Genomic DNA, 22,956 nt, shown 5'->3' on the forward strand with positions numbered 1-22,956 from the left:
AGGTGTATTATGGCTATCACAATTCTTGCAGATAGTGCATGTGATTTGCCGTTGTCTTTCTATAAGGAAAACAATGTTTCATTAATCCCTTTACAAGTCCATCTTGACGGGGAAACTTATGAAGATTTACTTACCATTAATTCTCACGAAGTCTATCAGGCGATGCTTGAAGGAAAAGCCCCGAAAACATCGCAAGCTTCTCCAGAATACTTTATAGAACTTTTCACACAGTTTGCCAAAGAGAAAAAACAAGGGATATATATCGCCTTTTCCTCTGAGTTATCAGGAACATATCAAACGGCAGTCATGATTCTTAATCAGGTGAAGGAAGAGTACCCTGACCTTGACATTGAAATCGTCAATACGAAATGCGCTTCGATGGGCGTCGGTTTGATTGTAAAGAAGGCAGCCGATCTGGCAGCAAACGGTGCCACTAAAGAAGAAATCCTGGCTGCCATAGAATTCCAAACCCGGCATATGGAGCATCTATTCACTGTAGATAACCTTGAATATCTGGCACGTGGCGGCCGCATCTCCAAGACATCTGCCCTTGTTGGCGGTTTATTAAACATTAAACCGTTATTGCATGTCGAAGACGGGAAGCTTGTTCCGCTTGAAAAGATACGCGGCAAAAAGAAATTGATCAAACGTGTAATCGAATTAATGCACGAAAGAGGCAAAAACTTAACTACCCAAACGATTGCCATCAGTCATGGTGATGATGAAGCAACGGCCCTGGAATGGAAGGAAGCCATCCAAAATGAATTCGGGACGACCGACTTCATGGTCCATACAATTGGCTCCGTCATCGGTGCACATGCCGGCCCTGGCACAATTGCCCTCTTCTTCTTAAACGATACCCCTGAGAAATCATAAACATACATACTCCCTTCCATAATTGTGAACAATATATATTGATCAGATAATGGAAGGGAGTTTTCACTATGTCCAAAACAACCGATGACAATAAAAGGCCCAAAGATAACCAAGCGAGAAATGCTGAAAAAAATATCGCATATCAGGAAAACCTTACTGCAGGTAAGCACTCCTATTCGAAGAAAACGGACCATAAATGAAGCGTGGGGCTTGTCCCCTCGCTTTTTTAATTATCGTTTAGATAGTTGTCTTCCTATCATACTTTCTCTATAATAAAGGAAATAAACCCTGCTGGAGGTAAGTGATGGCAAAGGAAAATTCATTTGATATTGTTTCGAAAGTAAACTTTTCAGAGGTAACGAATGCAGTTACCATGGCTATGAAGGAAATACAGACACGCTATGATTTTAAAGGGAGCATAAGCAGCATCACCATTGATAAAGAAGACTTGGTTTTAGTATCCGACGATGAATATAAGCTCGAACAGCTGAAGGATGTTCTCATCAGTAAACTCATTAAACGTGACGTACCCGTCAAGAACCTGGATTATGGCAAATTGGAAGGAGCTTCTGGCGGGACCGTTCGCCAACGGGCCAAGTTAATTCAAGGCATCGATAAGGAGCAAGCAAAAAAGATCAATACCATCATTAAAAATAGCGGCCTTAAGGTGAAAAGCCAGATCCAGGATGATCAAATCCGGGTTACCGGTAAGAACCGGGATGATTTACAAGGAATCATTTCTGCGATTCGTGGCGCTGATCTGTCCATTGATGTACAATTCTTAAATTATCGCTAAGTATGAAGGCCTCACCTGCTTTGGGTGGGCCTTTTTTCATTTGTTTCAACTGTTTCAACTGTTTCAACTGCCCCCATCAGCGCTCATCCTCCTCTTTTTCTTATGAATCGCCTTCATGGAACATGGAAAGACTAGTCATGTTCCCTTCAGTTAAAACACATAAACCAAAATTTTTATGGGTATTTTTTCCATGTTTTCTTTTTCCTAAAAGAAGGAATAGAAAAAGCGTAGATCATTAAATGGGAGGCGTTTATATCTTGACTACTCAAAACCAAAATCAGAACAAACAAGGATTTCCACCTCAACATCAGCAGCATCAACCTGGATTGGAAACAAAAATGGAACCGAACCCTGATTCAGTTAATGCTGCCTACAAAGGAAGCGGCAAATTAATAGGTAAAACGGCAATCATAACGGGAGGAGACAGCGGCATCGGAAAATCAGTTGCCATTTACTACGCTAAAGAAGGAGCGAATGTGACAGTTGCATACTTGGATGAACACGAGGATGCCAAAGCGACAAAAGAATTGATCGAAAAAGAAGGCCAGAAATGTTTACTCATTTCCGGTGATATCGGTGATGAAGCCTTCTGCCAGGAAGTCGTCAAAAAAACGGTTGATGAATTTGGCGGTTTGGACATTCTAGTCAACAACGCCGGAGAACAGCATGTGCAGACAAGTATCCTGGACATTTCAGCTGAACAATTGGAAAAAACGTTCCGCACGAATATTTTCTCGATGTTCCACTTAACTAAAGCTGCATTGAAGCACTTAAAAAAAGGAAGCAGCATCATTAATACAACCTCTATCACAGCCTATCAGGGCAACCCAAAACTAATCGATTACTCTTCAACTAAAGGTGCAATACTTGCATTTACAAGAGCCCTGTCGAACTCCATTTCAAAAGATGGCATCCGAGTGAATGGTGTTGCGCCTGGACCGATCTGGACACCGTTGATTCCTGCCTCATTCGGCGAGGAGGATGTTGCCAAATTCGGACAGGATACTCCAATGGGCCGTGCAGGTCAGCCTGAGGAATTGGCACCAGCCTATGTATATTTGGCAAGTGATGATTCATCATATGTCAGCGGACAAGTCATCCATGTAAACGGCGGGACCGTTGTTAACGGATAAGGCCTTACCTTTTTTCCAAAAGCAGTGGATTTCATAAATTGAAATCCACTGCTTTTACTCTTTCAGGCAGGATATTTCCGGTTAACGCGGAATTTATGACTTGGAAGGAGTGGAGTCATTTTTGAAAAATATTGTAGATCCATGGTTCACCGTTCAGGGATTGGACTCAAAAACGTTTGCAATCAGTGAATATGGTCATTGGGAGAAAGTTCATTCCTTTTTATTACTTGGTGAGACCCGGGCTGCGTTAATCGACACAGGATTAGGCATCGATTCGATTAAGCGGATTACAGACCAGCTTACCGATCTTCCGATCATCGTCCTGACCACACACGTTCATGCGGATCATATTGGCGGTCACGGTGATTATGAAACGATTTATGTTCATGGTGATGATGCCAATTGGCTGATTAACGGCATTGAAGGTTTGCCCTTGGAACAAATAAGAAAGAACATGGCCCGGGATATCACATTACCCATTCCCGATTCATTCAATCCTGATACATACAAGCCATACCAGGGGTACCCCGATAGGCTTTTATCGGATGGGGACACGATTGATCTTGGAAACCGAAGTTTAAGCATTTATCATACACCTGGTCATTCGCCTGGCCACATTTCAATTTTGGATGATGAAACAGGTTATTTATTTACTGGCGACCTGCTTTATTCAGATACTCCCGTTTATGCATTTTATCCCTCGACAAACCCTGAAGACCTTGTTAATTCGTTAGAAAAAATCGCAAAGATCAAGGCAGTCTCCAAAATCTATGGCGGTCACAACCAACTAGGCCTCGAACCAAAGATCCTTGAAGAAGTCCTTGCAGCCATTCAATATCTTAAAGAGAATCATTTGGTCAGACACGGAACGGGTGTACATGCATTCAAAAGTTTCAGCGTACATTTCTAGATAAAAAAGGCATTGCTTTTACGCAATGCCCTCTCGTTCAATAAGTCATGGCCATTGCACCTTGCTTGATCGATCTGCAGGAATGCCTTTCCACGAAATGATGTGGAATGATGGTCCCGGCAGGAGCATCTCCAGTCTGCAGCATATGAATGATGCCCTTAGCGGCCTGATATCCCAAATCAAAAATATTAATATCTACGGAGGTCAGGGCTGGTAATGACAGTTCAGAGAAAAGAACGTTATTGAAGCTGACGATTGACATTTCTTCAGGAGTGCGCACGCCCATTTCGCGAAGTGAATGCACGATGCCAAGTGCCATGAGATCATCACTGACCACCAAAGCGGTAGGTGGTTCATCGATGGATAGTAACCTTTTTGCAGCGGCTTGTCCCCCTTCATGCAAAAAATCTTCATGCAGGGTATATTCCATCCTTCGATCGATTCCAGCCCTCTCCAATGCCCGTTCATATCCTGATAAGCGATCAATGGTCATCATGAGGGATTCATCCCCTCCGATGAATCCAACCCTTTCATGTCCTAGCTTTATGAGGTAATCCGTTGCCTGTTCGGCAGCCAAGACATTATCGTTATCAACATATGTTATCTCCTCGATGTAATCATAGGGTTTCCCAATGATCACAAATGGAAAATCCCTTTCCCTCAAATAGGTCAGAATGTGATCGTTCATCCTTGAATACATCAGGATTATTCCATCCACCATCCCCCCCTGCACCATATTAACTACTCCTTCGTAGATTTCATCTTCTGTTTTTCCCGTGCTTAACAACAGGGAATAATGGTTTTCCTGAGCTCCCTCACTTAGACCCTGGAGGATCGTAGGAAAAAAGGGATTTTGATAATAATCATTTGACGAACTTGGCATTACCAAGCCAATGATCCTGGTCGATTGATTGGCAAGACTACGTGCAATGAAGTTTGGATGGTATCCTAATTTAGTCATCGCCTTACGTACCCTTACCTTTGTTTTTTCACTTATTCGAGGATTATTTGCAATCACTCGAGAAACTGTTGAAGGAGCAACATTCGCTAGCTGTGCCACATCTTTTATTGTGATGGCCATGCATTTCCCCTCTCCTTTCTTAGCCTTTATTGACTTCATTTAAAAAAGGTGAATACCAATAAACACTTCTCTAATATTTGTTTTATATTTATACATTTTGTATGTATTCATAATACACTCAGTTCAATAGTTATATCCATACTTTTTTTAATGTTTGTTTAATTTTTCAGAAAATACTCACTTTTCCGTTTTTTTTCATCTGGATTTAAAATTCAAAAAGAAGCTGATGGATGATCAGCTTCTTGAAAAACGACAGGTCTATCGGAAATTAAGAAGTCAGACGACTAACTACATAGGTTTTAGGCTAATTTCCAATCAAGTCCATAGAATCAATAACGATAAATCCTCGTTTCATATGGACGTAAGTCAATAAGGGGCACCTCAGGACAATCCTCATAATTAGCAAGCAAAAGTTCCATTTCCCCCCAATAAGAAAGGTCGATTTGATGGTGATTCATACTAAAGTTACATACTACCATAACTGAATTATCATTCATGTTTCTTGTATAAATATAAAGTTCAGGATGATCTTCCCATAATAACTCATATTCCCCATAAACAAGGACCTGATGTTTTTTTCGAAGTTCAATCATCTTTTTATAAAAATGATAAATGGATGACGGGTCATTTTTCTGCTGTTCTACATTAATGGCGCGATAATTTGGATTAACCCTCATCCAAGGGGTTCCATGAGTGAATCCGCCATTTTCAAGATCATTCCATTGCATCGGTGTTCGTGAATTATCACGGCCGCTATGCCATATAATGTTCATGATCTCATCATGAGGCCGACCTTTCGAGGTCTCTATCCTATAAAAGTTTTTCATTCCGACATCATCATAATCATCAATCGAATCAAATTGGACATTTGTCATGCCAATTTCCTGACCTTGATAAATAAAAGGTGTCCCTTGCATGAAAAAGTAAAGGGCCCCTATCATTTTTGCGCTTTCCAACCAATATTGATGATCATTTCCCCAGGTGGATACACTTCTCGGCTGGTCATGATTTTCAAAAAACAAAGCATTCCATCCTTTGTTTTTCAGCCCCTTTTGCCATTTGGTCATCGTTCGCTTTAACCCTTGAACATCAACAGCGTGATTCTGTCCCCTATTCCAAAGACCAAGATGTTCAAATTGAAAGATCATATTGAACTTCCCATTCGATTCCCCGACCCATTCTTCCGCCTGCTCTATCCTGACGCCATTGGCCTCACCGACGGTCATGATATCATACTTAGAGAAAGTCTCTTCTTTCAACTCCTGAAGGTAATCCAGAATCCCATCCTGATTGGTATGCATTTCAAACGCAGGTACATACTGATGCCAATATGGATTGGGCATATCCGGAAGGCCTTCACGCTTATGAATATGCGTGATTGCATCAATCCGGAAGCCATCGATTCCCTTATCGAGCCACCAATTGACCATTTCATATAACGCCTTTCGCACATCAGTGTTTTTCCAGTTTAAGTCTGGCTGCTTTTCGGCAAATAGATGTAAATAGTATTGATTGGTCCTTTCATCGAATTTCCAGGCACTTCCGGAAAAAATGCTTTCCCAATTATTAGGCTCACGGCCGTCCTGCCCATCCCTCCAAATATACCAATCCCGTTTCGGATTATCGCGGGAAGAACGTGACTCGACGAACCAGGGGTGCTCATCACTTGTATGATTCAAAACAAGGTCGAGTATCACCTTCATCCCACGCCCGTGAACATCTTTCAATAACAGATCAATATCTTCGATTGAACCGAATTCATCGGAAACTGCTTGATAATCACTAATATCATAGCCATTATCCGCATTGGGCGATTTATAAAAAGGACAAATCCAAATGACATCTATCCCTAATTCCTGCAGATAGTCGAGCTTTGAAATCAAACCTTTTATGTCTCCGACCCCATCACCATTACTATCCATGAAACTGCGCGGGTAAATTTGATAACAAACCGCTTCTTTCCACCAGGTCTTATTCATGCTGTAACCTCCCGATCCTGTTTTCCACAAAGCCTTAGGGACAATGTTTGGCGGTTACCGACAATCGAGAGGTATATGATTATTTTGGTTGATTCCGTTTTGAACGTTTAATAACCAAAGCAATGAATATACCAAAAATGAGAAGAACCAATCCTATGACTAACAGGTAAGGAATATTAATAATCGACTTAGGTGACAGCGTATAGACTTCAGTCGTCTCCCTGTCGATTACGATAGAGTAGCTGTTGTCCTTACTGCGGACCAGATCCCCATTCAGCATACCTCTCAACTCTTTATTGCTTTCAAGTTCCTTATCATCAAGGTTTATCGTTTGAGTTTCAGTCGTATTGTTCATGGCGACGACGATCGTTTCATCACCATACACACGCTTGAATACCGAAGCCCCGCCTTCTTCATATAAAAGCTCCATATCCCCTTTTACCAATGCTGGGTACATGTCTCTGAAATCAGAAAGCTTCGTTATATATTCCACCAATTCCTGTTCTGTCTTAAAATTCATCAACTTATGATTATCCGGGGCAATATCGCCATTTAAGGCAATTTCCGATCCATAAAATACGACAGGCACCCCTGGCATCGTATACAGATACGACAGAGCCATTCTCCATCTGGAGCCTGGATTTTCGTTATGATCGGCTGCATCCTTTGTAAAACGGGGCATTCCCTGTGTGTCCATGAACAATGCCTGATGGGCATTGCCCCCTAATTCATCTTCGCTTTTCGCAAACGCATTAAAAACAGGTTTCAATTCCTTATCGGGCGCAGCAAATGCTTCACGTAGCTCAGCATTCTGCGGATAAGCCATAAAAGCATCGATACCCGTCTCCTTGTAGCTTGAGATCAATTCCGCATCACCTTGAACATCGCCGATTGTATAGAAATTTGATTTTTCAGATTTGACTGCATCCACAAATTCCTTCCAAAAATCTTTTGCTACGTATTGGACTTTATTTATACGGTATCCATCAATATCAGTTTCCGTTATCCACCATTTGGCAGCGTCAAGTAAATATTTCCTTGTTTCCTCATTATCTTGATTCAAATCGGGAAGACCATCAACCCACCCTGTTTCCAAATCCGTTTGGCTACCGTCCTTGGAAATCTTTTTTTCTTCATGGAACCAATCTTGTTTTTTTGGATCGGTCAGCCACGCGGATTCAGGCCCCACATTATTTGCTTGAAAATCAATGATCACCTTCATATCGCGTTTATGTGCCTCATTCACGAGTTTTTTAAACTCTTCCATTGTCCCATAGTGTTTATCCGTTTTATAAAAATCGGCCACCCAATCGCCATGATAGCCATTTGCATCATTAGCGAAAATCGGTGAAAGGATGATAGCGGTATAACCCATATCTTTTAAATAATTCAGTTTCTTCGTGACACCTTCGAAATCCCCGCCATTGAACGTGGAAGGGTCATTCACGTTCGCATCTCCATTATTTTGGGTATCCCCATCGAAAAATCTGTCGACCAATAATGAATATACGATTTCATCCTTCCAAGTTCGTTGTTCTTTTTCAGCTGCTCCTACTGGAATGGCGTAAAAAAGAAGCAGCGGAATTAAAGCGAGTGATAACGCCCTTTTTCTCATATCCGTTCTCCTCCTAGCTATCTCTTTACGCCTTTAAGATTAGCCTTTTGACCCCTTAACGTCAAATCCAATTTATAAAAAACTTTACACTTAAGGGACAAACTGGGGATACTGGTTATGGTTACTGAATTGGAAAAGAGCCGAACACGGTTAACGTTCTTTTTTTATCTTCTTGACCGCTTTATCCAAAGCCCTTTTTGGTTTTGCTTTTTGAGTGGTCATTTCATCCATGGCTGAATTCATCGGTCCCCATACTTTATTCATTTCCGGAATATTCGGCACTGGTTCAGCGTATTGTAATTGTATGCTTAAGGCTTGTGCCCTTTCATTTTCTTTGATTGCGGCTTTGTTTTTAATTGATTTATTAGGTGGGATTTCCCCTGTTAAATCAAAACGCTTCATTGCATTATCATCATTAGTCAAATATTCAACTAACTTCGTAGACCAATAAGGGTGTTTTGTGAATGCTGTTACATGCCAGCCTTTGATTTCCATGAACGTTTTCATTGGCTGACCATTGGGCAATTCTGGCATGGGGGCAATTCCTGTATCCTTTCGCTCGGTAAATGAGTTCCCGTCACTCATGATAGAAGCCAATTTCCCTTGTAAAAACAACTTCTCGATTCCTGCCTTGCCGCCTTTAGGAATCAAACCCGCCCTATACCATTTTTGGATGTACGCAGCCCCTTTTATGGAACCCTTATTATTCAAACCAATGTCGGAAGGGTCTAACTTTCCATTCTTATCTTTAAATATATAACCTCCCATTCCAGCCATTACTCCATACGAATCATGGAAATCATTCCACTTGGCATAGTAACCATGCACGTTACGCTTTCTTAATTCCTTCGTCATTTTATAAAGGTCATTCATCGTCTCGGGAGCCTTAGCCATCAATTTTTTATTATAAATGAAGACGGAGGTGGTTACGGACTTTGGCAATCCAAAAACCTTATCTTGATACATCTCCCCCCTAATTGAAGGTTCAATGAATGCATTCAATACCTCATCTTTCACCTTCACTTCCTGAATTAAGCCTTCCTTCACGATTTGCCCGACTTTCTCATGGGAAAAAGTTACGACATCCGGTGCCTTTCCATTTCCGATTGGCCCATCTCGACGAAGTCGTTCATACATCCCGGTAGCCATTTCAAGCTCTTCATGCTCAACTTTGATTCCATATTCTTTTTCAAAGGCTTCAATCACCGGCTTTAGGGCCTCCGCTTTACCTTCTTCCTCCCAAATGATCAATTTTTCCGGCTTCGCTTCATTGCTGGCTTCGTCTTCTTTTTTCTTATCTTCTTTCACTGCTTTATTTTCTAAATCTGAACTGGATCCGCAAGCACTTACACTAACAATCAATAATATGGACATGAACAAATGAAAAATCAGCTTCTTCACTTTCATTCTCCTTTTTGCAATGTTTATTCTATCATGTCCAAAAGCACCAAATAATACTGTTTTTCAGTTCAGTACTTCAAATAAAGCCAATTGATGAAAGCGATACCAAAGCTATTGTTATCATTATATGAACGGCTTCGATTTTTACAACATTTTCCTTGGCGTATTTATTTCCTTGTAGTAATGAACAATTTTTGTTATTTTTTAGTTAATAAGTGCTTCTTTCAATTGAAATTGGGTATATAACCAAAATGAAAAAGCACTTTACCTGGCTTAGTACCACTTCATAGAGACCCTCCTCGTAACAGCCGGAAGTTTCCTTTTTCACAGTCCCAAAACCTATAGAATCGGAGTGGTTTTCATGGAATTTTCATCCATACACCATAGACCTAATGACAATTACGGCTATCCTATCAACACTGAAACCCTACATATCCGCCTACGCACGAAAAAACAAGATATCTCCTCAGTTGGATTGATTTTTGGGGATCCTTACATTTCAAATAGTGGTCAATGGCAGTACGAGGAACTTCCCATGAGTCTGTCGGGCAGCGATACCCGTTATGATTACTGGCATATCCATGTGAAGCCTCCCTACCGAAGAATTCGATATGGGTTCAAGGTATCGGCAGAAGAAGAATGCTCCATTTACACGGAAAAGGGCTTCTTCAAAGAGCCCCCCCGAGATCCCGGATGCTATTTCGCGATTCCCTATCTCCATCAAAATGAAGTTTTCGGGGCACCGGAATGGGTCAAAGATACAATTTGGTACCAAATTTTCCCTGAACGATTCGCGAACGGAAACCCCGCCAACGACCCCAAAGGTGTGAAACCCTGGGGAAGTGAAGACCCGGCGGTGGATAATTTTTTTGGCGGGGACTTCGAAGGAATCATTGAACATTTGGATTACCTTGAGAATCTCGGCATCAACGGAATCTATTTCACGCCAATCTTCCATGCCTACTCCAATCATAAATACGATACGATTGATTATCGGAGTATCGATCCGCAATTCGGAACGAAGGAAACATTGAAAACACTAATAGCCGAATGCCATAAACGGAATATACGGGTCATGCTGGATGCCGTTTTTAACCATAGCGGCTACTATTTCCCCCCTTTCCAGGATTTACTCGAAAAAGGGGAGAAATCGAAATATAAGGATTGGTTCCACCCTCACAGCTTCCCTCTTAAGGGAGGGGAAAGGCCCAATTATGAAACATTCGGTTTTTTTGAATCGATGCCAAAATTGAATACGGCAAATCCGGAGGTGAAAGAATATCTGCTCGAAGTCTCGGCTTATTGGATCAAGGAGTTCGATATAGACGCCTGGCGGCTCGATGTGGCAAATGAAGTTGATCAGCCATTCTGGCGTGAATTTCGAACAACGGTGAAAAATATAAAGCCTGACCTTTATATTCTTGGGGAAATTTGGCATGACTCCATGCCATGGCTTCGCGGCGATCAGTTCGATGCCGTCATGAATTACCCTTTCACCAACCAAGTCTTTCGCCTGGTCGCTTCACAAACCATCAATGCACGCGAGTTCACTGAAGAAATGACAGCCATCTATCACAGTTATCCAACCAATGTTTTTGACGTGACATTCAACCTTCTTGGAAGCCATGATACACCGCGGATTTTCACGGATTGCGGGGAAGATCTAGCTAGAGCCAAGCTCATTCACGCAATCCTGCTGACATTCAATGGCAGCCCTTGTATTTATTATGGAGATGAAATCGGCTTAACCGGCGGCATGGATCCAGGATGCCGAAAATGCATGGTCTGGGAAGAAGAAAAACAAAACACCGAGCTACTCAATGAAATTAAGGCATTGATCCACTTGCGAAAAGAAGAACGGTTACTTGCCAATGACGGGGAGTTTAAATTCCTTGATACAGCCGGAAACGAAAATATCGTGGCTTACCAAAAGTATAATGAAAAACGTTCTGTCGTGATCCTCATCAATCCGACCGATGTCAAGCAATCCTTTACCCTTCCTGTTGATTTGAAAGGACGTACACTAACGGATTTAAGAACAAAAGAAACCACACAAGTTGGCAAATTTGAATTGGGTGGTTATCAATATAAAATTCTCGCAATCAATCATTAGGCAAATGGAAACGGGGCGTTGATAATCATCCGCCCCGTTTTTTTCACTCGATTATTTGGATGTCATATTCTTTGAACCATACATGGGTCTGTGCCAAATGCGCGAGCAATTGTGGCCCTGACATCAATTGGCCGAACCATGGCACTTTAAAAGCCGCACCCTTGGAATCCACTATATCGGTTAGCTTCTGTTTATCGAAAAATTCATGCAGGATCGAATTATTATCCGTCAGTAAGTCTTTCAACCACGCCTGCACACTGTCTGTATATATAGGGTTATGGGTTTTGGGATATGGACTTTTTTTACGATACAATACTTCATCCGGTAATAGCCCCTCCAAAGCCTTCCTGAGAATACCCTTTTCACGGTTGCCTTCCATTTTCATTTCCCAAGGAATGTTCCATGCATATTCAACAAGGCGATGATCGGCAAATGGCACGCGCACCTCTAGACTTGCCCCCATACTCATCCGGTCCTTCCGGTCAAGGAGCGTCGTCATGAACCATAATAAATTCACATAGAAAAGCTCTCTCCGCTTTGCCGCTATACCGCTTTCCCCTTCCAATTTAGGCGTTTCGGCAAGGGTGGCCAAATAAGCTTCCTGGGCATATTCCTCCAGCTTCAATTTCTCGCGCCATCCCGTTTTCAATAAAGATACCCGCTCATCCGTAGATCTCATCCATGGAAAACCAGCACGATTCAAATCATCCTCACGGTGAAACCAAGGATAACCTCCAAAAATTTCGTCCGCACATTCGCCGGACAGGCCTACGACAAAATCCCGCTTGATTTCCTTACAAAACCAAAGTAAAGAAGAATCGACATCCGCCATGCCTGGGAGGTCCCTTACAAGGACAGCTTCCGTTAAATAATTTGTCAGCTGCTCTTGAGAGATGACCGATGAATGGTGAACCGTGTTAAAACTATCCGACATCTTTTTAATCCAATACCCATCGGAGTTTGGCTGAAAATCATTTGCCTTGAAATAACGCTCATTATCCTCATAATCAATGGAATACGTATGAAGCTGGCCTTTCCCTTCTTTTTGATAGGCATTTGCAGCAATGGCCGTAATTGCGCTTGAGTCAAGCCCTCCTGATAAGAAGGTACAAAGCGGAACATCAGATACAAGTTGCCGCGTCACTGCATCTTCGACAAGGAAGCGAACCTTCTCGGCCGTCTCGTCAAGCGTATCCCGATGTTCTTCGCTTTTCACATTCCAATATCTCCAAATCCGGAGGCCTTTCCTTGATAAAGTAAGCGCATGGGCAGGTCTTAATTCCTGGATATCATGAAATACGCCTGAACCTGGCTTCCGGGATGGACCAACACCAAAAACTTCAGACAACCCTTCGCGGTCAATCTCCGTTTTAACATCCGGATGGGCCAGAATCGCCTTCAGCTCCGATCCGAAAATGAACCCGCCGTCCCTTTCCGCATAAAAGAATGGTTTTACCCCCATGCGATCTCTTCCGACGAATAATTTCTGTTCCTTTTCATCCCAAATCGCAAACGCAAAAATCCCATTGAACAAGTCAATGCATTTTTCTTTCCATTCTATATAAGAAGTTAGCAAAACTTCTGTATCAGAATGACCGTTAAAGGAATATCCTTTTAATAATAGCTGTTTACGAATATCCTCGGTGTTATATAGCTCACCATTATAACAAAGCGTATATCTGCCGTTTTCATGATTTTTCGTCATCGGCTGTTTTCCGCCTTCCGCATCGACAACCGTTAACCGTTTATGACCAAAGGCAACATGGGCTTCGCTCCAAACATTATCTTCGTCAGGCCCCCGCTTTGCCAACGTTTTTGTCATGTTTTCCAGCGTTTTCGTTTTTGTCCGTAAATCTTTTTGAAAATGCACCCAGCCTGTTATCCCACACATTTTACACTTCATCCTTTCTATCCGGACTATCAAAAATATATTGGCTCCCTGTCTTAAAAAGATTTACAGTCCCTAAGTATCGCTCAGCATCATTCCGTAGGGCCACCTGCCAACAACGCCCGGCGTCGTTAATGAATTGTTGAGCAAAGCATCCCGTGTTAAACATAGCCTATGCAAAGACGGAAAGATGGTTATTTGTCCATAATATTTTAAAATATACAGTTATATTTTCATTGGATTTTGACTAAAAAGTAGGTGAGGATTCCACTATTGGAGGTATATGTATGAGTCAGCAACAACGAACTAAGTTAATGAATAGGCAAACAAGAGCTTTTACCGAAGGAACAGTGGAAAATATCAATCAACAATGGATTTTTTTCGATGATGAAACAGATGAGGCCTGCTCCATTGAAGACCACGTTAACAGCATCATCGAAGTGTACAGGGGCGGGCGCTGGCAGCAAGGAGTAATTGAAGAAGAGGGAAAGATCCTGCTTCATCGGGAAATCACCTTCTTAAGGGAAAATGAGCCCATTCGGATACGCAAAAAACTGCTCTACTCTTTTGAACGTTTATTGGAAGAATTGAACGATGATTCCTTTTTCCAATTTGTAACGACATTGAATTCACTTGATTTTTCTATTTATGATTGTATATATAGCTATAACCAGCTCACTTTTTTAAGGGCCGTCCCAAACCAGTCCGGCGTGAATTTCTTCACCTTTGATAACGAGAGCCAAATTTGTCTCGTTCAGCACCATTTTTCTTACGGGAAAAAGGATCATGATCGTTTTGAATTCACCCTGAACACCGGAAAAAGGATCGTCATTGAGAAAGTGAATTCACAATAACGGGTAAAAGAAAACGGGTAAATGAGATTTCCTCATTTACCCGTCTTTAATTCTGTATTAAAAAAAGTCCATTCCTTGTGGCAGTGAAAATCCTAAATAAAGGACGAATACAAGCGCTACGATGAACAATATCCACATGGCACCTGTGCTTTTTCTTTTTTTCGTACGGACCAGCACCATTTCCATCGCCGCAATCACGATGATTCCAACGATCATTTTTACTGCGTAAGCACCAAAATCAGTGATCAGCATGCCGCCAGTAAGAAAAATCAATAGATAGAACAACCGTGTTATCATATGTAGCATTTTCGCTTTCGGGTTTGCACCTTTAAGCATCGAATATGTGACAAAGAAAAGAATGATTCCGATAACCCAAGCTGTAATATGCATATGTGTAGTCATTTTTTTGCCCCCTCGTTCAGTTTCCATTTCATCATATCATAGGCTTTTACAAAAAAACAAAACTAAGTATCCACCTAAAGGGTAAAACCAACAATTTAATGAACATCATTTACATTTCTTCTTAACTGGTCCCTCCCTGCGCATGACCGGCTTTTTACCATACGTAAAAAAACGCCATATATATTCAACCGGTCCGTATTCATAAAGGCCCATCCACAATAAGGAAAGCAGGATTTGCAGGCAAAACAGGGCTATTAGAAAAACAAATCCTGTCGTATATGAGACTGATCCATATAAACCAAGGCCATATGAATAAAAAATGCCCGTACATACCATCGATTGGAACAAGTAATTGCTCATCGACATCCTTCCGATATACGAAAGCGGATGTAACAGGCGGGAAGCCCCTGCACGTTCCGCCAAAAGCGTGATTGCCGTGATATAAAAAATCGTAAGTAACGGTCCTCCCAAATAATCCTGGACGAATATCGTTCCAAAATGGTATACCGTCACATATGGCAGCATCTTAATTGACATGCCCAATAGCAAGCTTACAATCGATATCGCTTTCAATTGTCGTTTATATTGGGTTGGATTTTGGAGAAAGCCTTGTTTTGCCACGCCTGCTCCCATTAAAAAAAACGGAAAAATCGATAAAAAAAGGATAATGGCATTTAAAGGGTTGTTCACCATATACCAATCCAACGCCCTTTGACTCATCAGTTCTGTAAATGTACCAGATTGATAAACTTCCAAAGACTGTTTCATCATCGCCGAATCAGTCGTGATCGCCATCCCTTCCTTATCAAAAGTGCCCATTATAAGAAATAGAGAACCCAATATTGCAAAAGGCAGGACATAACAAACCGAGCCAAGCAGAATTAAATTCCGGCCCTTCATCTTATAAAAAAACAAAAGTGCAAACCCAAATACAGCATAATTAATGAGGATGTCCCCATGCCAGATGAAGAAAGCATGAATACAGCCCAGTATCAGCAGGAAACTTAGCCTTTTCATATATAGTAACGGAAATGAAATACCCTTTTCTTCACTCCTTACTGCCAAAATGATTGCCCCGAAACCGAACAGAAAGGCAAATAACGGATAAAAGCTGGCCTGTGCGACTATATCACTGAATCTGTACAAAATCCCATCCCATCCTCCTGCCCACCTCTTTGCACCATCTATGTACAAGAGCGGGGAGTGGAAAGAAGGCATATTCACTAAAAAAATCCCTAAAATGGCTAATCCACGTAAAATATCGATGTTTACGATCCGTTTACTTTCCTGCAATGGTACCATTGCGCCCTTCATAGGTACACCCTCTTTCATTCATATCTTTTCTATATCTCCATTGCATCACCTTTAACTTTCGTGACCGCTTTGTGCTTTTTTATCAGTATGACAAACAAGCTGCCCAATAAGCAAAAGATTCCTGCAAGGAAGAATGCCCATGTATAGGAGTTGAATATTTTGAAGATAAGCCCTCCACCGTACGCCGCCACTGCTGCACCCACCTGATGGGCCGCGAATATCCACCCGTATACGATCCCGCTTTTCTCCATGCCAAATACTTGCCTTGAAATGCTTATGGTCGGAGGAACGGTCGCTATCCAATCCAAGCCATAGAAAACGGAAAAGATAATCAATAGACCGATAGAACCTTCATTTAATGCAAAAGGAAGTAATACGAGGGAAGCACCCCTTAGAGCGTAATACCAAAACAACAGCCAACGGTTATCAAAACGATCTGATAGCCATCCGGATACAGTCGTACCAATCAAATCAAAGATTCCCATGAAAGATAGCAGTGATGCTGCCGTCACAACCGGTAAACCAAAACTAATGCAGTAAGAAATGAAATGTGTCCCGATCAACCCGCTCGTTGAAAGTCCGCATATAAAAAAGCTACCTGCCAATAACCAGAATTCCTTCACTTTCACAGCTTCAATCAACGATTGAAAAGCCATGGCGATGGGATTCTTATTTTGGACTGTAACAGCCTCCTGCTTTTCCTCTTCCAATCCATATGGAAGAGTGCCGACTTCCTTCGGATTGTTTTTCATGAATAAAAGGATGATTGCCAGCATGATCAAGCTAAGGACCAAAATTAATCCAATCGCCCCTCTCCACGAATAACTCTCAATGATGATGGCTAAAACCGGAAGTAAAATGAGCTGGCCCGTGGCCGTACTTGCCGTAAGTATCCCGACCGCCAGCCCCCGCCTCTTCTCGAACCAACGATTTGCCACATATGGGCTCAATACCGTTAAAAACACTCCAGAACCCAATCCAATGATAATTCCCCAAATTAAAATGAGCTGCCACTCATGCTGCATGAAAAAAGTGAGGAGAATCCCTGCCAATAAAGTGGACATGGCCGATACCATCATTTTCTTCAACCCAAGCACTTCAATTAGGGCGGCCATGAACGGACCCGATAATCCATAAAGAAAAAGACTTATGGCAAAGGCTAAAGAAATGACGGACCGGTCCCACCCGAACTCATTTTCAAATGGTACGATGAATACTCCCGATGATGACCTAACGATACCGGCTACAATAATCGAGAAGAATGTTATGATTAAAATAACCCAGCTATAATGAATACGTTTCAATGCTCTCCCCCACAATCCAAAACTGTTAAAATCAACATAATGAAAAAAGAAAAATTATAATAATTTGAAATATTTTATAATAGTAACACTTTATCTTTAAACAGGAAGCTTTTTATCGAAACAAATTCCAATGTTCCTGAATGACCTTCTTCCCTTATCCAACAATGGCATGAGTTACTGCGGCTATTTACGAATGGAAACATATCAGTGTCCACCTCAGGAAACCGTTTTAAACGGCAACAGAAAAAAACGCTGATCATTTCTGAACAGCGTTAGCGAACTTCAATTAACGAATCTGCCTGTTTTCCCCTTAGATTCCCAATAATCATTACGAAGATGGATTTTTTGTATTTTCCCCGATGCCGTTTTTGGAAGCTCATCGACGAACGACACACTGGTAACTGATTTAAAATGAGCTAATTTTTCCCGTGTGAAGGCCTTTATATCATCCTCCGTTAATTCCACGCCCATTTTTGGCACGACGAAGGCATGCGGTGTCTCTCCCCACTTTTCATGTGGAACGGCAATGACTGCCGCTTCAAGAATGTCCGGATGTTCGTAGAGTATTCCTTCCACTTCTATTGAAGAGATATTTTCTCCGCCACTAATGATTATATCCTTTTTGCGGTCTACTATATCCACATTCCCGTTTTCATCGATTGTGGCCATATCCCCTGTATGCAGCCATCCATTTATCAGTGTCCGGCTGGTCGCTTCTTCATTTTTCCAATAACCTAACATCACTCCATGGCTGCGGACGATAAGCTCGCCGATATCCACGCCATCATGGGCAACTTCCTCACCATCGCCATGGATAACCTTTACCTCACTGCCTATGATGGGATATCCGGCTTTCGCCTTCATTCTGTATTTTTCTTTTTCCGGAAGATCATCGAATTCAGAACGAATCAGCGATATCAGACTGACAGGTGTTGATTCAGTCATTCCGTAAATTTGAATGAACTCCCAGCCTAACTCTTTTTCCACCCTTGTAACGAATGCAGGAGGCGGAGCGGAGCCTGCAACGACGATTCGGACATCCTGCTCGATATTCGGAACATTCCGTTCATAATATTGGAACAGTGAATTCAGAACCGTCGGTGCCATATGCATGATGGAAACCTTATGCTTTTGCAGTGCATCAAATATCATTTCTGGGCTGGTTTTCCTCAAACAAACTTGAGTGGCACCATTTGCCGTATAATAAAATGGCGCCCCCCACCCATTCACGTGGAACATCGGCAGTACGTGCAAATATGTATCGCGGTCATTGACCCTGAAATGATGCATCGCACCCAGGGCATGTAAATAGTTGTTGCGGTGAGTCAGCATCACCCCTTTGGGATTTCCTGTGGTCCCGCTCGTATAAAGAAGGCTCGAAACATCATTTTCATCCACTGACTCCCGGTTAAAGCACTTGTTATCATAACGTTCCAGCCAATGGTTGTAATCGGTTTCATTTATCTCTTCATCTTTATAATGAACGATTATGTGCTCCACCGATTCAAGTTCGTCCTTGACAGGGGAAATAAGATGATACAATTCCCGATCTACGAAAAGGACCTTGGACTCGCTATGGTTCAAAATGAAAACATAATCTGCAGGCTTCAAACGGATATTCAAGGGAACGATTACTCCCCCAATTTGAAATACCCCATAAAAGCCTTCAAGCATTTCAATTGAGTTAGGTGCCAAATATGCCACCTTGTCACCCTTTTTGACACCGAGATCCCTTAAACCATTTGAAAGCTGGTTTACACGGCCATTCAGCTCTAAGTATGTTAAAACCTTGTCATCTCCAATGATGGCTTTCTTATCTCCATATAGTAAGGCTGCTCGATCTAAGAAATGCGATAATACTAATGGTACATTCATTTCCTCACCTCTAGTTTTATTTGAAAATTCTGAATTAGCATTATATTACCATATCTGTTTCCAACATTCCAACAATATCAGCCGTTGTTATATAACAATATATTAATAGGCAGATGAATCACATCAATCATGAGTCAACATACAATACATTGAAACTCCCTTCAGTGATAGGCTCATGGCCTTAAATCCAGGGGAAAACCAGAATAAAAAAAGGGTGATTTTCTTGCCGGCCATCGTAGGAATCGTTCAAGTCATCAACGTCGGTAGCAGTGGAATTGTCCATATTGGTGACGTCTTTAAAATTAATCCATATTCCACCTCAAAAACGTTTGCAGGTGCTGGCTCGTTTAATACGGGTGAATCCATATCCCTTTATAATGCCTATAGCACCACGAATACAAATGATACTGATGGTGTTGATCAGCCACTGGTCCTAAATCTCTAATGTTTTAAGAAAGGAGTCAGCATGATCTTCAATATTCACCAGACCATACAAATCAATATGATAAAAATTGAAAGCATCGCCAATTCATCCGTTTTTCAAATAGGCAGTGCAGGGGTGATTAAGCCATATTCCACATTGGCCAATACCGGTGGATTCACAGAGCCTGCTCCCGAAATTGAAGCCGATGTAACCCCATTAGCCAGTTTCGTCCCATTTACGCCCTCCTAGTTCATAGGCATTCACCTACATCCTACTTTTTCATATACTGTCTTATATGAAATCAACTTATTGTGAAGGTGGGTGTTGAATCGTGAATCAGGATCTCTATTCATATTCCATACAAATGCAGCGTTTTCTTGAAGCCCAGGATAAACGGATCATGAAACTTGAACACGAACTCAAACGCCTGACAGATGAACTTGCCGAGCTGAAAAATAAACCGCCAATCCATGTAGATAAAATTGAATATAAATTCGATCAGTTAAAAGTCGAATCTTTAGATGGAACATTGAATATCGGTTTAAATCCAACTGACCTTAACAACATTGATGAATTTGCCGTCAACAACCAACCCATTCAACCTGCACCTAACCTATTTCCAGGAAGGGAAATCGTCGTCCAGGAAATTCACAATGATATACTTTCTGACTTGGAAAATATGATTCACGATGCGGAAAACCAACTGAAAACATCATTGGAACCCTCATATCATGACTTCATTAAACAGGACGTCGAACGCCAGCTTCATCAACGTATCAATATGTATTTCGATAATCTTTCTTACGCGGAACGTGCACCGCAGCAACGGGATAATGTCAAGGAAAAGATCAGGGAGAAGGTGAAATCCGATATTCAAACTGCATTATTCCAATTCATTACCCATTCACAAGCCGAGACAGGAGGAAATCCAAATGGAGTTTAATGTAACCAATCACCAGCTTTGTGTAGGAGATATTAAAATTACCGGTGTATCAAGCTCTGCTTTATTTCTCATAGGGGATGTACAAACGGTCCAACTATCCTCAGCATTCGATACCCCGCCGGAATCCCTTATCATAGGGCCATTCGTGCCGCTTTCTCCAGAAGGATAAAAAATATGTTTTCAAGAATATCAAAAGTAAAATCTATAGTATCAGACACGGTATCGTTCAGCTCCGCCATGCAAATCGGGGATACCTCATATATTGACGGGAATTCCCTGGCTTTAGCCGTTCAAAAGAAAAGTGAAACTTTCCACTCAGTCGATATTCATTTCGAAGACTATGACATTTTTAAGAAACCATTTTATATCCCAAGATTGAATGAACCAGTCATATCAAGTTTTTCAAATCCGAATCCCTTCATACGGGTCGGCAATATCAATATAATCGGGGTATCGGCCTCATCTGTGGTTGGTGTGGGGAACGTAGGCCATGCACGTATGGAATCAAGAGTGAAGCATATTCGGGAAGTGCCTAAAGAAAACGAAGAGACGCCAATCGAGGATTCAACCAACAACACTTAAACTTTTAAAGGAGGGGTTCATATGCCTGCCATTATCGGCCCGGTCCAAGTATTTAATGTCGCGCAAGGAAACCTGTTATTCGGTGATTGCGCCGTCATTTCCCCTAAGTCTTCCTCCAAATCGGTTACTGGATCCGGTTCAGGGAACACGGCTGCAATCGTCTTTACGGCCAATGGCCTGAATGGAAGCAATGTCCTGGATATCAATGGTGTTGACCAGCCCATTACAGGGAATAATTAGTCAAAGAAAAAAGCCTCCCATCTCCAGGGAGGCTTTTAATTTCGACCTATTTTTCTAACATGTTAAATACTTGCTCGACATCTTTGTCTCCCCTGCCTGATAAATTAACGATCAGTATATCATCCCTTGTTAACTCTTTAGCGAGCTTCATGGCGTGAGCTAGGGCATGTGAGCTTTCGAGAGCCGGAATGATTCCCTCTGTTTTGGATAATACCTGAAAAGCCTCAAGAGCTTCTTCCCCTTTTACCGTCACATACTCCGCTCGTCCGCTTTCTTTCAAAAAACTATGCTCGGGCCCCACGCTCGGGTAATCCAAACCTGCAGCTATAGAGAATGTCGGTTTTGGTTCTCCTTGTTCATCCACTAACGTCAAACTTTTGAATCCATGCAATACTGCCGGGACACCTTGCGAAATACTTGGGGCTTCAATTGGCTCTACACCAATTAAACGGACATTATCTTCATCAATATAATGAGCAAAAGCACCGATCGCATTACTTCCCCCTCCTGCACAAGCAATGATCGCAGTTGGCAGTTTTCCTTCCTTTTCAAGGATTTGGCGTTTTGATTCTTCACTTATGATTGATTGGAAATGTTTAACGATCGTTGGATATGGGTGTGGCCCCACTGCTGAACCAAGCAAGTAGAAAGTATTTTCATAGTTTTGCACCAAGTCATTCAATGCCTCATCAACAGCATCCTTCAATCGACCCTGTCCCTTTTCGACCGCTACGACTTTTGCCCCCAGCAATTCCATCCGAAAGACATTCAATGCCTGCCTCTCCGTATCCAGCTTACCCATATAGATCACACACTCCATGCCAAACATCGCACATGCTGTCGCAGTCGCCACACCATGCTGTCCTGCTCCTGTTTCTGCGATGATGCGTTTAGCACCCCTTCGTTTAGCGAGCAGGATTTGTCCGATCGCATTATTAATTTTATGAGCACCTGTATGATTCAGATCTTCACGCTTCAAGTATATTTTTGCCCCGCCAACCTTTTCCGTTAAATTCTTTGCAAGTGTTAACGGGTTTTCGCGTCCGACATATTCTTTCAGATAATATCGGAACTCCTCAATGAATTCCGGGTCATCCTTATATTTCAGGAATTCCGTTTCTAAAATATCCATAACTTCCTGAAGTTCACCCGGTATAAAGCTTCCACCGAACTCACCAAAGTATCCCTTGCTCTTGATCTCACTCGTCATACTCTTCTCTACTCCT

Annotated in this window: 23 protein-coding genes; 13 read left to right on the forward strand and 10 right to left on the reverse strand. The window is 41.9% G+C overall.

Features of this window, described 5'->3' with window-relative positions; translation table 11 throughout:
• Window positions 1–9 precede the first annotated feature (9 nt).
• The 5 genes from A6755_RS20890 (at window position 10) to A6755_RS20905 (ending at window position 3,715) form a co-directional block, all read left to right on the forward strand.
• Entirely contained in the window at window positions 10–876 is an 867-nt protein-coding gene (locus tag A6755_RS20890) for a DegV family protein (protein ID WP_063591840.1), read from the forward strand.
• A gap of 68 nt (window positions 877–944) precedes the next feature.
• On the forward strand, window positions 945–1,076 hold the full coding sequence (locus tag A6755_RS26385) for a DUF3941 domain-containing protein (protein WP_082196697.1): 132 nt from the start codon (window positions 945–947) through the stop codon (window positions 1,074–1,076).
• A 104-nt stretch (window positions 1,077–1,180) separates the two neighbouring features.
• Window positions 1,181–1,672, forward strand: coding sequence for a YajQ family cyclic di-GMP-binding protein (locus A6755_RS20895; RefSeq protein WP_063591841.1), 492 nt, complete (start codon window positions 1,181–1,183; stop codon window positions 1,670–1,672).
• Between the two features lie 257 nt (window positions 1,673–1,929).
• Window positions 1,930–2,805 carry an SDR family oxidoreductase gene (locus A6755_RS20900; protein WP_034314579.1) on the forward strand — a complete coding sequence of 292 codons (876 nt, stop codon included), beginning with the start codon at window positions 1,930–1,932 and terminating at the stop codon, window positions 2,803–2,805.
• A gap of 130 nt (window positions 2,806–2,935) precedes the next feature.
• Entirely contained in the window at window positions 2,936–3,715 is a 780-nt protein-coding gene (locus A6755_RS20905; protein WP_377307420.1) for an MBL fold metallo-hydrolase, read from the forward strand.
• 37 nt (window positions 3,716–3,752) lie between these two features.
• Here the strand turns inward: A6755_RS20905 and A6755_RS20910 are convergent, their stop codons facing one another.
• The 4 genes from A6755_RS20910 to A6755_RS20925 all read right to left on the reverse strand — a co-directional run bounded on the left by A6755_RS20910 (window position 3,753) and on the right by A6755_RS20925 (window position 9,797).
• Window positions 3,753–4,796: a LacI family DNA-binding transcriptional regulator gene (locus tag A6755_RS20910; RefSeq protein WP_034314582.1), complete on the reverse strand. Its 1,044-nt coding sequence runs from the start codon at window positions 4,794–4,796 to the stop codon at window positions 3,753–3,755.
• A gap of 329 nt (window positions 4,797–5,125) precedes the next feature.
• Window positions 5,126–6,775: a glycoside hydrolase family 13 protein gene (locus A6755_RS20915; protein WP_034314585.1), complete on the reverse strand. Its 1,650-nt coding sequence runs from the start codon at window positions 6,773–6,775 to the stop codon at window positions 5,126–5,128.
• A gap of 79 nt (window positions 6,776–6,854) precedes the next feature.
• Complete coding sequence (locus A6755_RS20920; protein WP_063591842.1) at window positions 6,855–8,390, reverse strand: alpha-amylase family glycosyl hydrolase; 1,536 nt, start codon at window positions 8,388–8,390, stop codon at window positions 6,855–6,857.
• A gap of 150 nt (window positions 8,391–8,540) precedes the next feature.
• Window positions 8,541–9,797: an extracellular solute-binding protein gene (locus A6755_RS20925; RefSeq protein WP_244889702.1), complete on the reverse strand. Its 1,257-nt coding sequence runs from the start codon at window positions 9,795–9,797 to the stop codon at window positions 8,541–8,543.
• Window positions 9,798–10,152: 355 nt separating this feature from the next.
• On the opposite strand from A6755_RS20925, the gene A6755_RS20930 reads away from it, so the two are divergent.
• Window positions 10,153–11,904, forward strand: coding sequence for a glycoside hydrolase family 13 protein (locus A6755_RS20930; protein WP_034314594.1), 1,752 nt, complete (start codon window positions 10,153–10,155; stop codon window positions 11,902–11,904).
• A gap of 43 nt (window positions 11,905–11,947) precedes the next feature.
• Here A6755_RS20930 and asnB read toward each other — a convergent pair whose 3' ends face one another.
• Entirely contained in the window at window positions 11,948–13,795 is a 1,848-nt protein-coding gene (gene asnB, locus A6755_RS20935; RefSeq protein WP_063591844.1) for an asparagine synthase (glutamine-hydrolyzing), read from the reverse strand.
• Window positions 13,796–14,079: 284 nt separating this feature from the next.
• Here asnB and A6755_RS20940 point away from each other — a divergent pair, with 284 nt between their 5' ends.
• Window positions 14,080–14,646, forward strand: coding sequence for a DUF2777 domain-containing protein (locus tag A6755_RS20940; protein ID WP_063591845.1), 567 nt, complete (start codon window positions 14,080–14,082; stop codon window positions 14,644–14,646).
• Between the two features lie 57 nt (window positions 14,647–14,703).
• On the opposite strand, the gene A6755_RS20945 is transcribed toward A6755_RS20940, so the two are convergent.
• The 4 genes from A6755_RS20945 to A6755_RS20960 all read right to left on the reverse strand — a co-directional run bounded on the left by A6755_RS20945 (window position 14,704) and on the right by A6755_RS20960 (window position 19,541).
• Window positions 14,704–15,048, reverse strand: coding sequence for a YisL family protein (locus A6755_RS20945; protein ID WP_063591846.1), 345 nt, complete (start codon window positions 15,046–15,048; stop codon window positions 14,704–14,706).
• A 105-nt stretch (window positions 15,049–15,153) separates the two neighbouring features.
• On the reverse strand, window positions 15,154–16,362 hold the full coding sequence (locus A6755_RS20950) for a DUF418 domain-containing protein (protein WP_063591847.1): 1,209 nt from the start codon (window positions 16,360–16,362) through the stop codon (window positions 15,154–15,156).
• Between the two features lie 29 nt (window positions 16,363–16,391).
• Window positions 16,392–17,666, reverse strand: coding sequence for an MFS transporter (locus A6755_RS20955; protein ID WP_063591848.1), 1,275 nt, complete (start codon window positions 17,664–17,666; stop codon window positions 16,392–16,394).
• 282 nt (window positions 17,667–17,948) lie between these two features.
• The gene (locus tag A6755_RS20960) at window positions 17,949–19,541 is read right to left on the reverse strand and encodes a long-chain-fatty-acid--CoA ligase (RefSeq protein WP_063591849.1); all 1,593 of its coding nucleotides are present in this window, start codon (window positions 19,539–19,541) and stop codon (window positions 17,949–17,951) included.
• 223 nt (window positions 19,542–19,764) lie between these two features.
• On the opposite strand from A6755_RS20960, the gene A6755_RS20965 reads away from it, so the two are divergent.
• The 6 genes from A6755_RS20965 to A6755_RS20990 all read left to right on the forward strand — a co-directional run bounded on the left by A6755_RS20965 (window position 19,765) and on the right by A6755_RS20990 (window position 21,730).
• A complete protein-coding gene (locus A6755_RS20965) occupies window positions 19,765–19,986 on the forward strand; it encodes a spore germination protein (protein WP_063592643.1) in 222 nt (73 codons plus the stop codon).
• 21 nt (window positions 19,987–20,007) lie between these two features.
• On the forward strand, window positions 20,008–20,214 hold the full coding sequence (locus A6755_RS20970) for a spore germination protein GerPB (protein WP_034314608.1): 207 nt from the start codon (window positions 20,008–20,010) through the stop codon (window positions 20,212–20,214).
• 82 nt (window positions 20,215–20,296) lie between these two features.
• Window positions 20,297–20,908: a spore germination protein GerPC gene (gerPC, locus tag A6755_RS20975; protein WP_063591850.1), complete on the forward strand. Its 612-nt coding sequence runs from the start codon at window positions 20,297–20,299 to the stop codon at window positions 20,906–20,908.
• Window positions 20,898–21,077, forward strand: coding sequence for a hypothetical protein (locus A6755_RS20980; RefSeq protein WP_063591851.1), 180 nt, complete (start codon window positions 20,898–20,900; stop codon window positions 21,075–21,077). Before gerPC ends, A6755_RS20980 begins: the two co-directional genes overlap by 11 nt.
• Window positions 21,078–21,082: 5 nt before the next feature.
• On the forward strand, window positions 21,083–21,490 hold the full coding sequence (locus A6755_RS20985; protein WP_034314612.1) for a spore germination protein GerPE: 408 nt from the start codon (window positions 21,083–21,085) through the stop codon (window positions 21,488–21,490).
• A gap of 21 nt (window positions 21,491–21,511) precedes the next feature.
• Complete coding sequence (locus tag A6755_RS20990) at window positions 21,512–21,730, forward strand: spore germination protein (RefSeq protein ID WP_034314616.1); 219 nt, start codon at window positions 21,512–21,514, stop codon at window positions 21,728–21,730.
• 46 nt (window positions 21,731–21,776) lie between these two features.
• On the opposite strand, the gene trpB is transcribed toward A6755_RS20990, so the two are convergent.
• A complete protein-coding gene (gene trpB / locus A6755_RS20995) occupies window positions 21,777–22,940 on the reverse strand; it encodes a tryptophan synthase subunit beta (RefSeq protein ID WP_063591852.1) in 1,164 nt (387 codons plus the stop codon).
• Between the last annotated feature and the right edge of the window lie 16 nt (window positions 22,941–22,956).

This window comes from Peribacillus frigoritolerans, from assembly GCF_001636405.1.
In the GTDB taxonomy this organism is placed as follows: Bacteria; Bacillota; Bacilli; order Bacillales; family DSM-1321; genus Peribacillus; species Peribacillus frigoritolerans.

Bases quoted from the DNA above. Each gene is read 5' to 3' on its own strand.
- A6755_RS20890 (WP_063591840.1), top strand. From the start codon at position 10: ATGGCTATCACAATTCTTGCAGATAGTGCATGTGATTTGCCGTTGTCT.
- A6755_RS26385 (WP_082196697.1), top strand. From the start codon at position 945: ATGTCCAAAACAACCGATGACAATAAAAGGCCCAAAGATAACCAAGCG.
- A6755_RS20895 (WP_063591841.1), top strand. From the start codon at position 1,181: ATGGCAAAGGAAAATTCATTTGATATTGTTTCGAAAGTAAACTTTTCA.
- A6755_RS20910 (WP_034314582.1), bottom strand. From the start codon at position 4,796: ATGGCCATCACAATAAAAGATGTGGCACAGCTAGCGAATGTTGCTCCT.
- A6755_RS20915 (WP_034314585.1), bottom strand. From the start codon at position 6,775: ATGAATAAGACCTGGTGGAAAGAAGCGGTTTGTTATCAAATTTACCCG.
- A6755_RS20920 (WP_063591842.1), bottom strand. From the start codon at position 8,390: ATGAGAAAAAGGGCGTTATCACTCGCTTTAATTCCGCTGCTTCTTTTT.
- A6755_RS20925 (WP_244889702.1), bottom strand. From the start codon at position 9,797: ATGAAAGTGAAGAAGCTGATTTTTCATTTGTTCATGTCCATATTATTG.
- A6755_RS20930 (WP_034314594.1), top strand. From the start codon at position 10,153: ATGGAATTTTCATCCATACACCATAGACCTAATGACAATTACGGCTAT.
- asnB (WP_063591844.1), bottom strand. From the start codon at position 13,795: ATGTGTGGGATAACAGGCTGGGTGCATTTTCAAAAAGATTTACGGACA.
- A6755_RS20940 (WP_063591845.1), top strand. From the start codon at position 14,080: ATGAGTCAGCAACAACGAACTAAGTTAATGAATAGGCAAACAAGAGCT.
- A6755_RS20945 (WP_063591846.1), bottom strand. From the start codon at position 15,048: ATGACTACACATATGCATATTACAGCTTGGGTTATCGGAATCATTCTT.
- A6755_RS20950 (WP_063591847.1), bottom strand. From the start codon at position 16,362: ATGAAGGGCGCAATGGTACCATTGCAGGAAAGTAAACGGATCGTAAAC.
- A6755_RS20960 (WP_063591849.1), bottom strand. From the start codon at position 19,541: ATGAATGTACCATTAGTATTATCGCATTTCTTAGATCGAGCAGCCTTA.
- A6755_RS20970 (WP_034314608.1), top strand. From the start codon at position 20,008: ATGATCTTCAATATTCACCAGACCATACAAATCAATATGATAAAAATT.
- A6755_RS20980 (WP_063591851.1), top strand. From the start codon at position 20,898: ATGGAGTTTAATGTAACCAATCACCAGCTTTGTGTAGGAGATATTAAA.
- A6755_RS20985 (WP_034314612.1), top strand. From the start codon at position 21,083: ATGTTTTCAAGAATATCAAAAGTAAAATCTATAGTATCAGACACGGTA.
- A6755_RS20990 (WP_034314616.1), top strand. From the start codon at position 21,512: ATGCCTGCCATTATCGGCCCGGTCCAAGTATTTAATGTCGCGCAAGGA.
- trpB (WP_063591852.1), bottom strand. From the start codon at position 22,940: ATGACGAGTGAGATCAAGAGCAAGGGATACTTTGGTGAGTTCGGTGGA.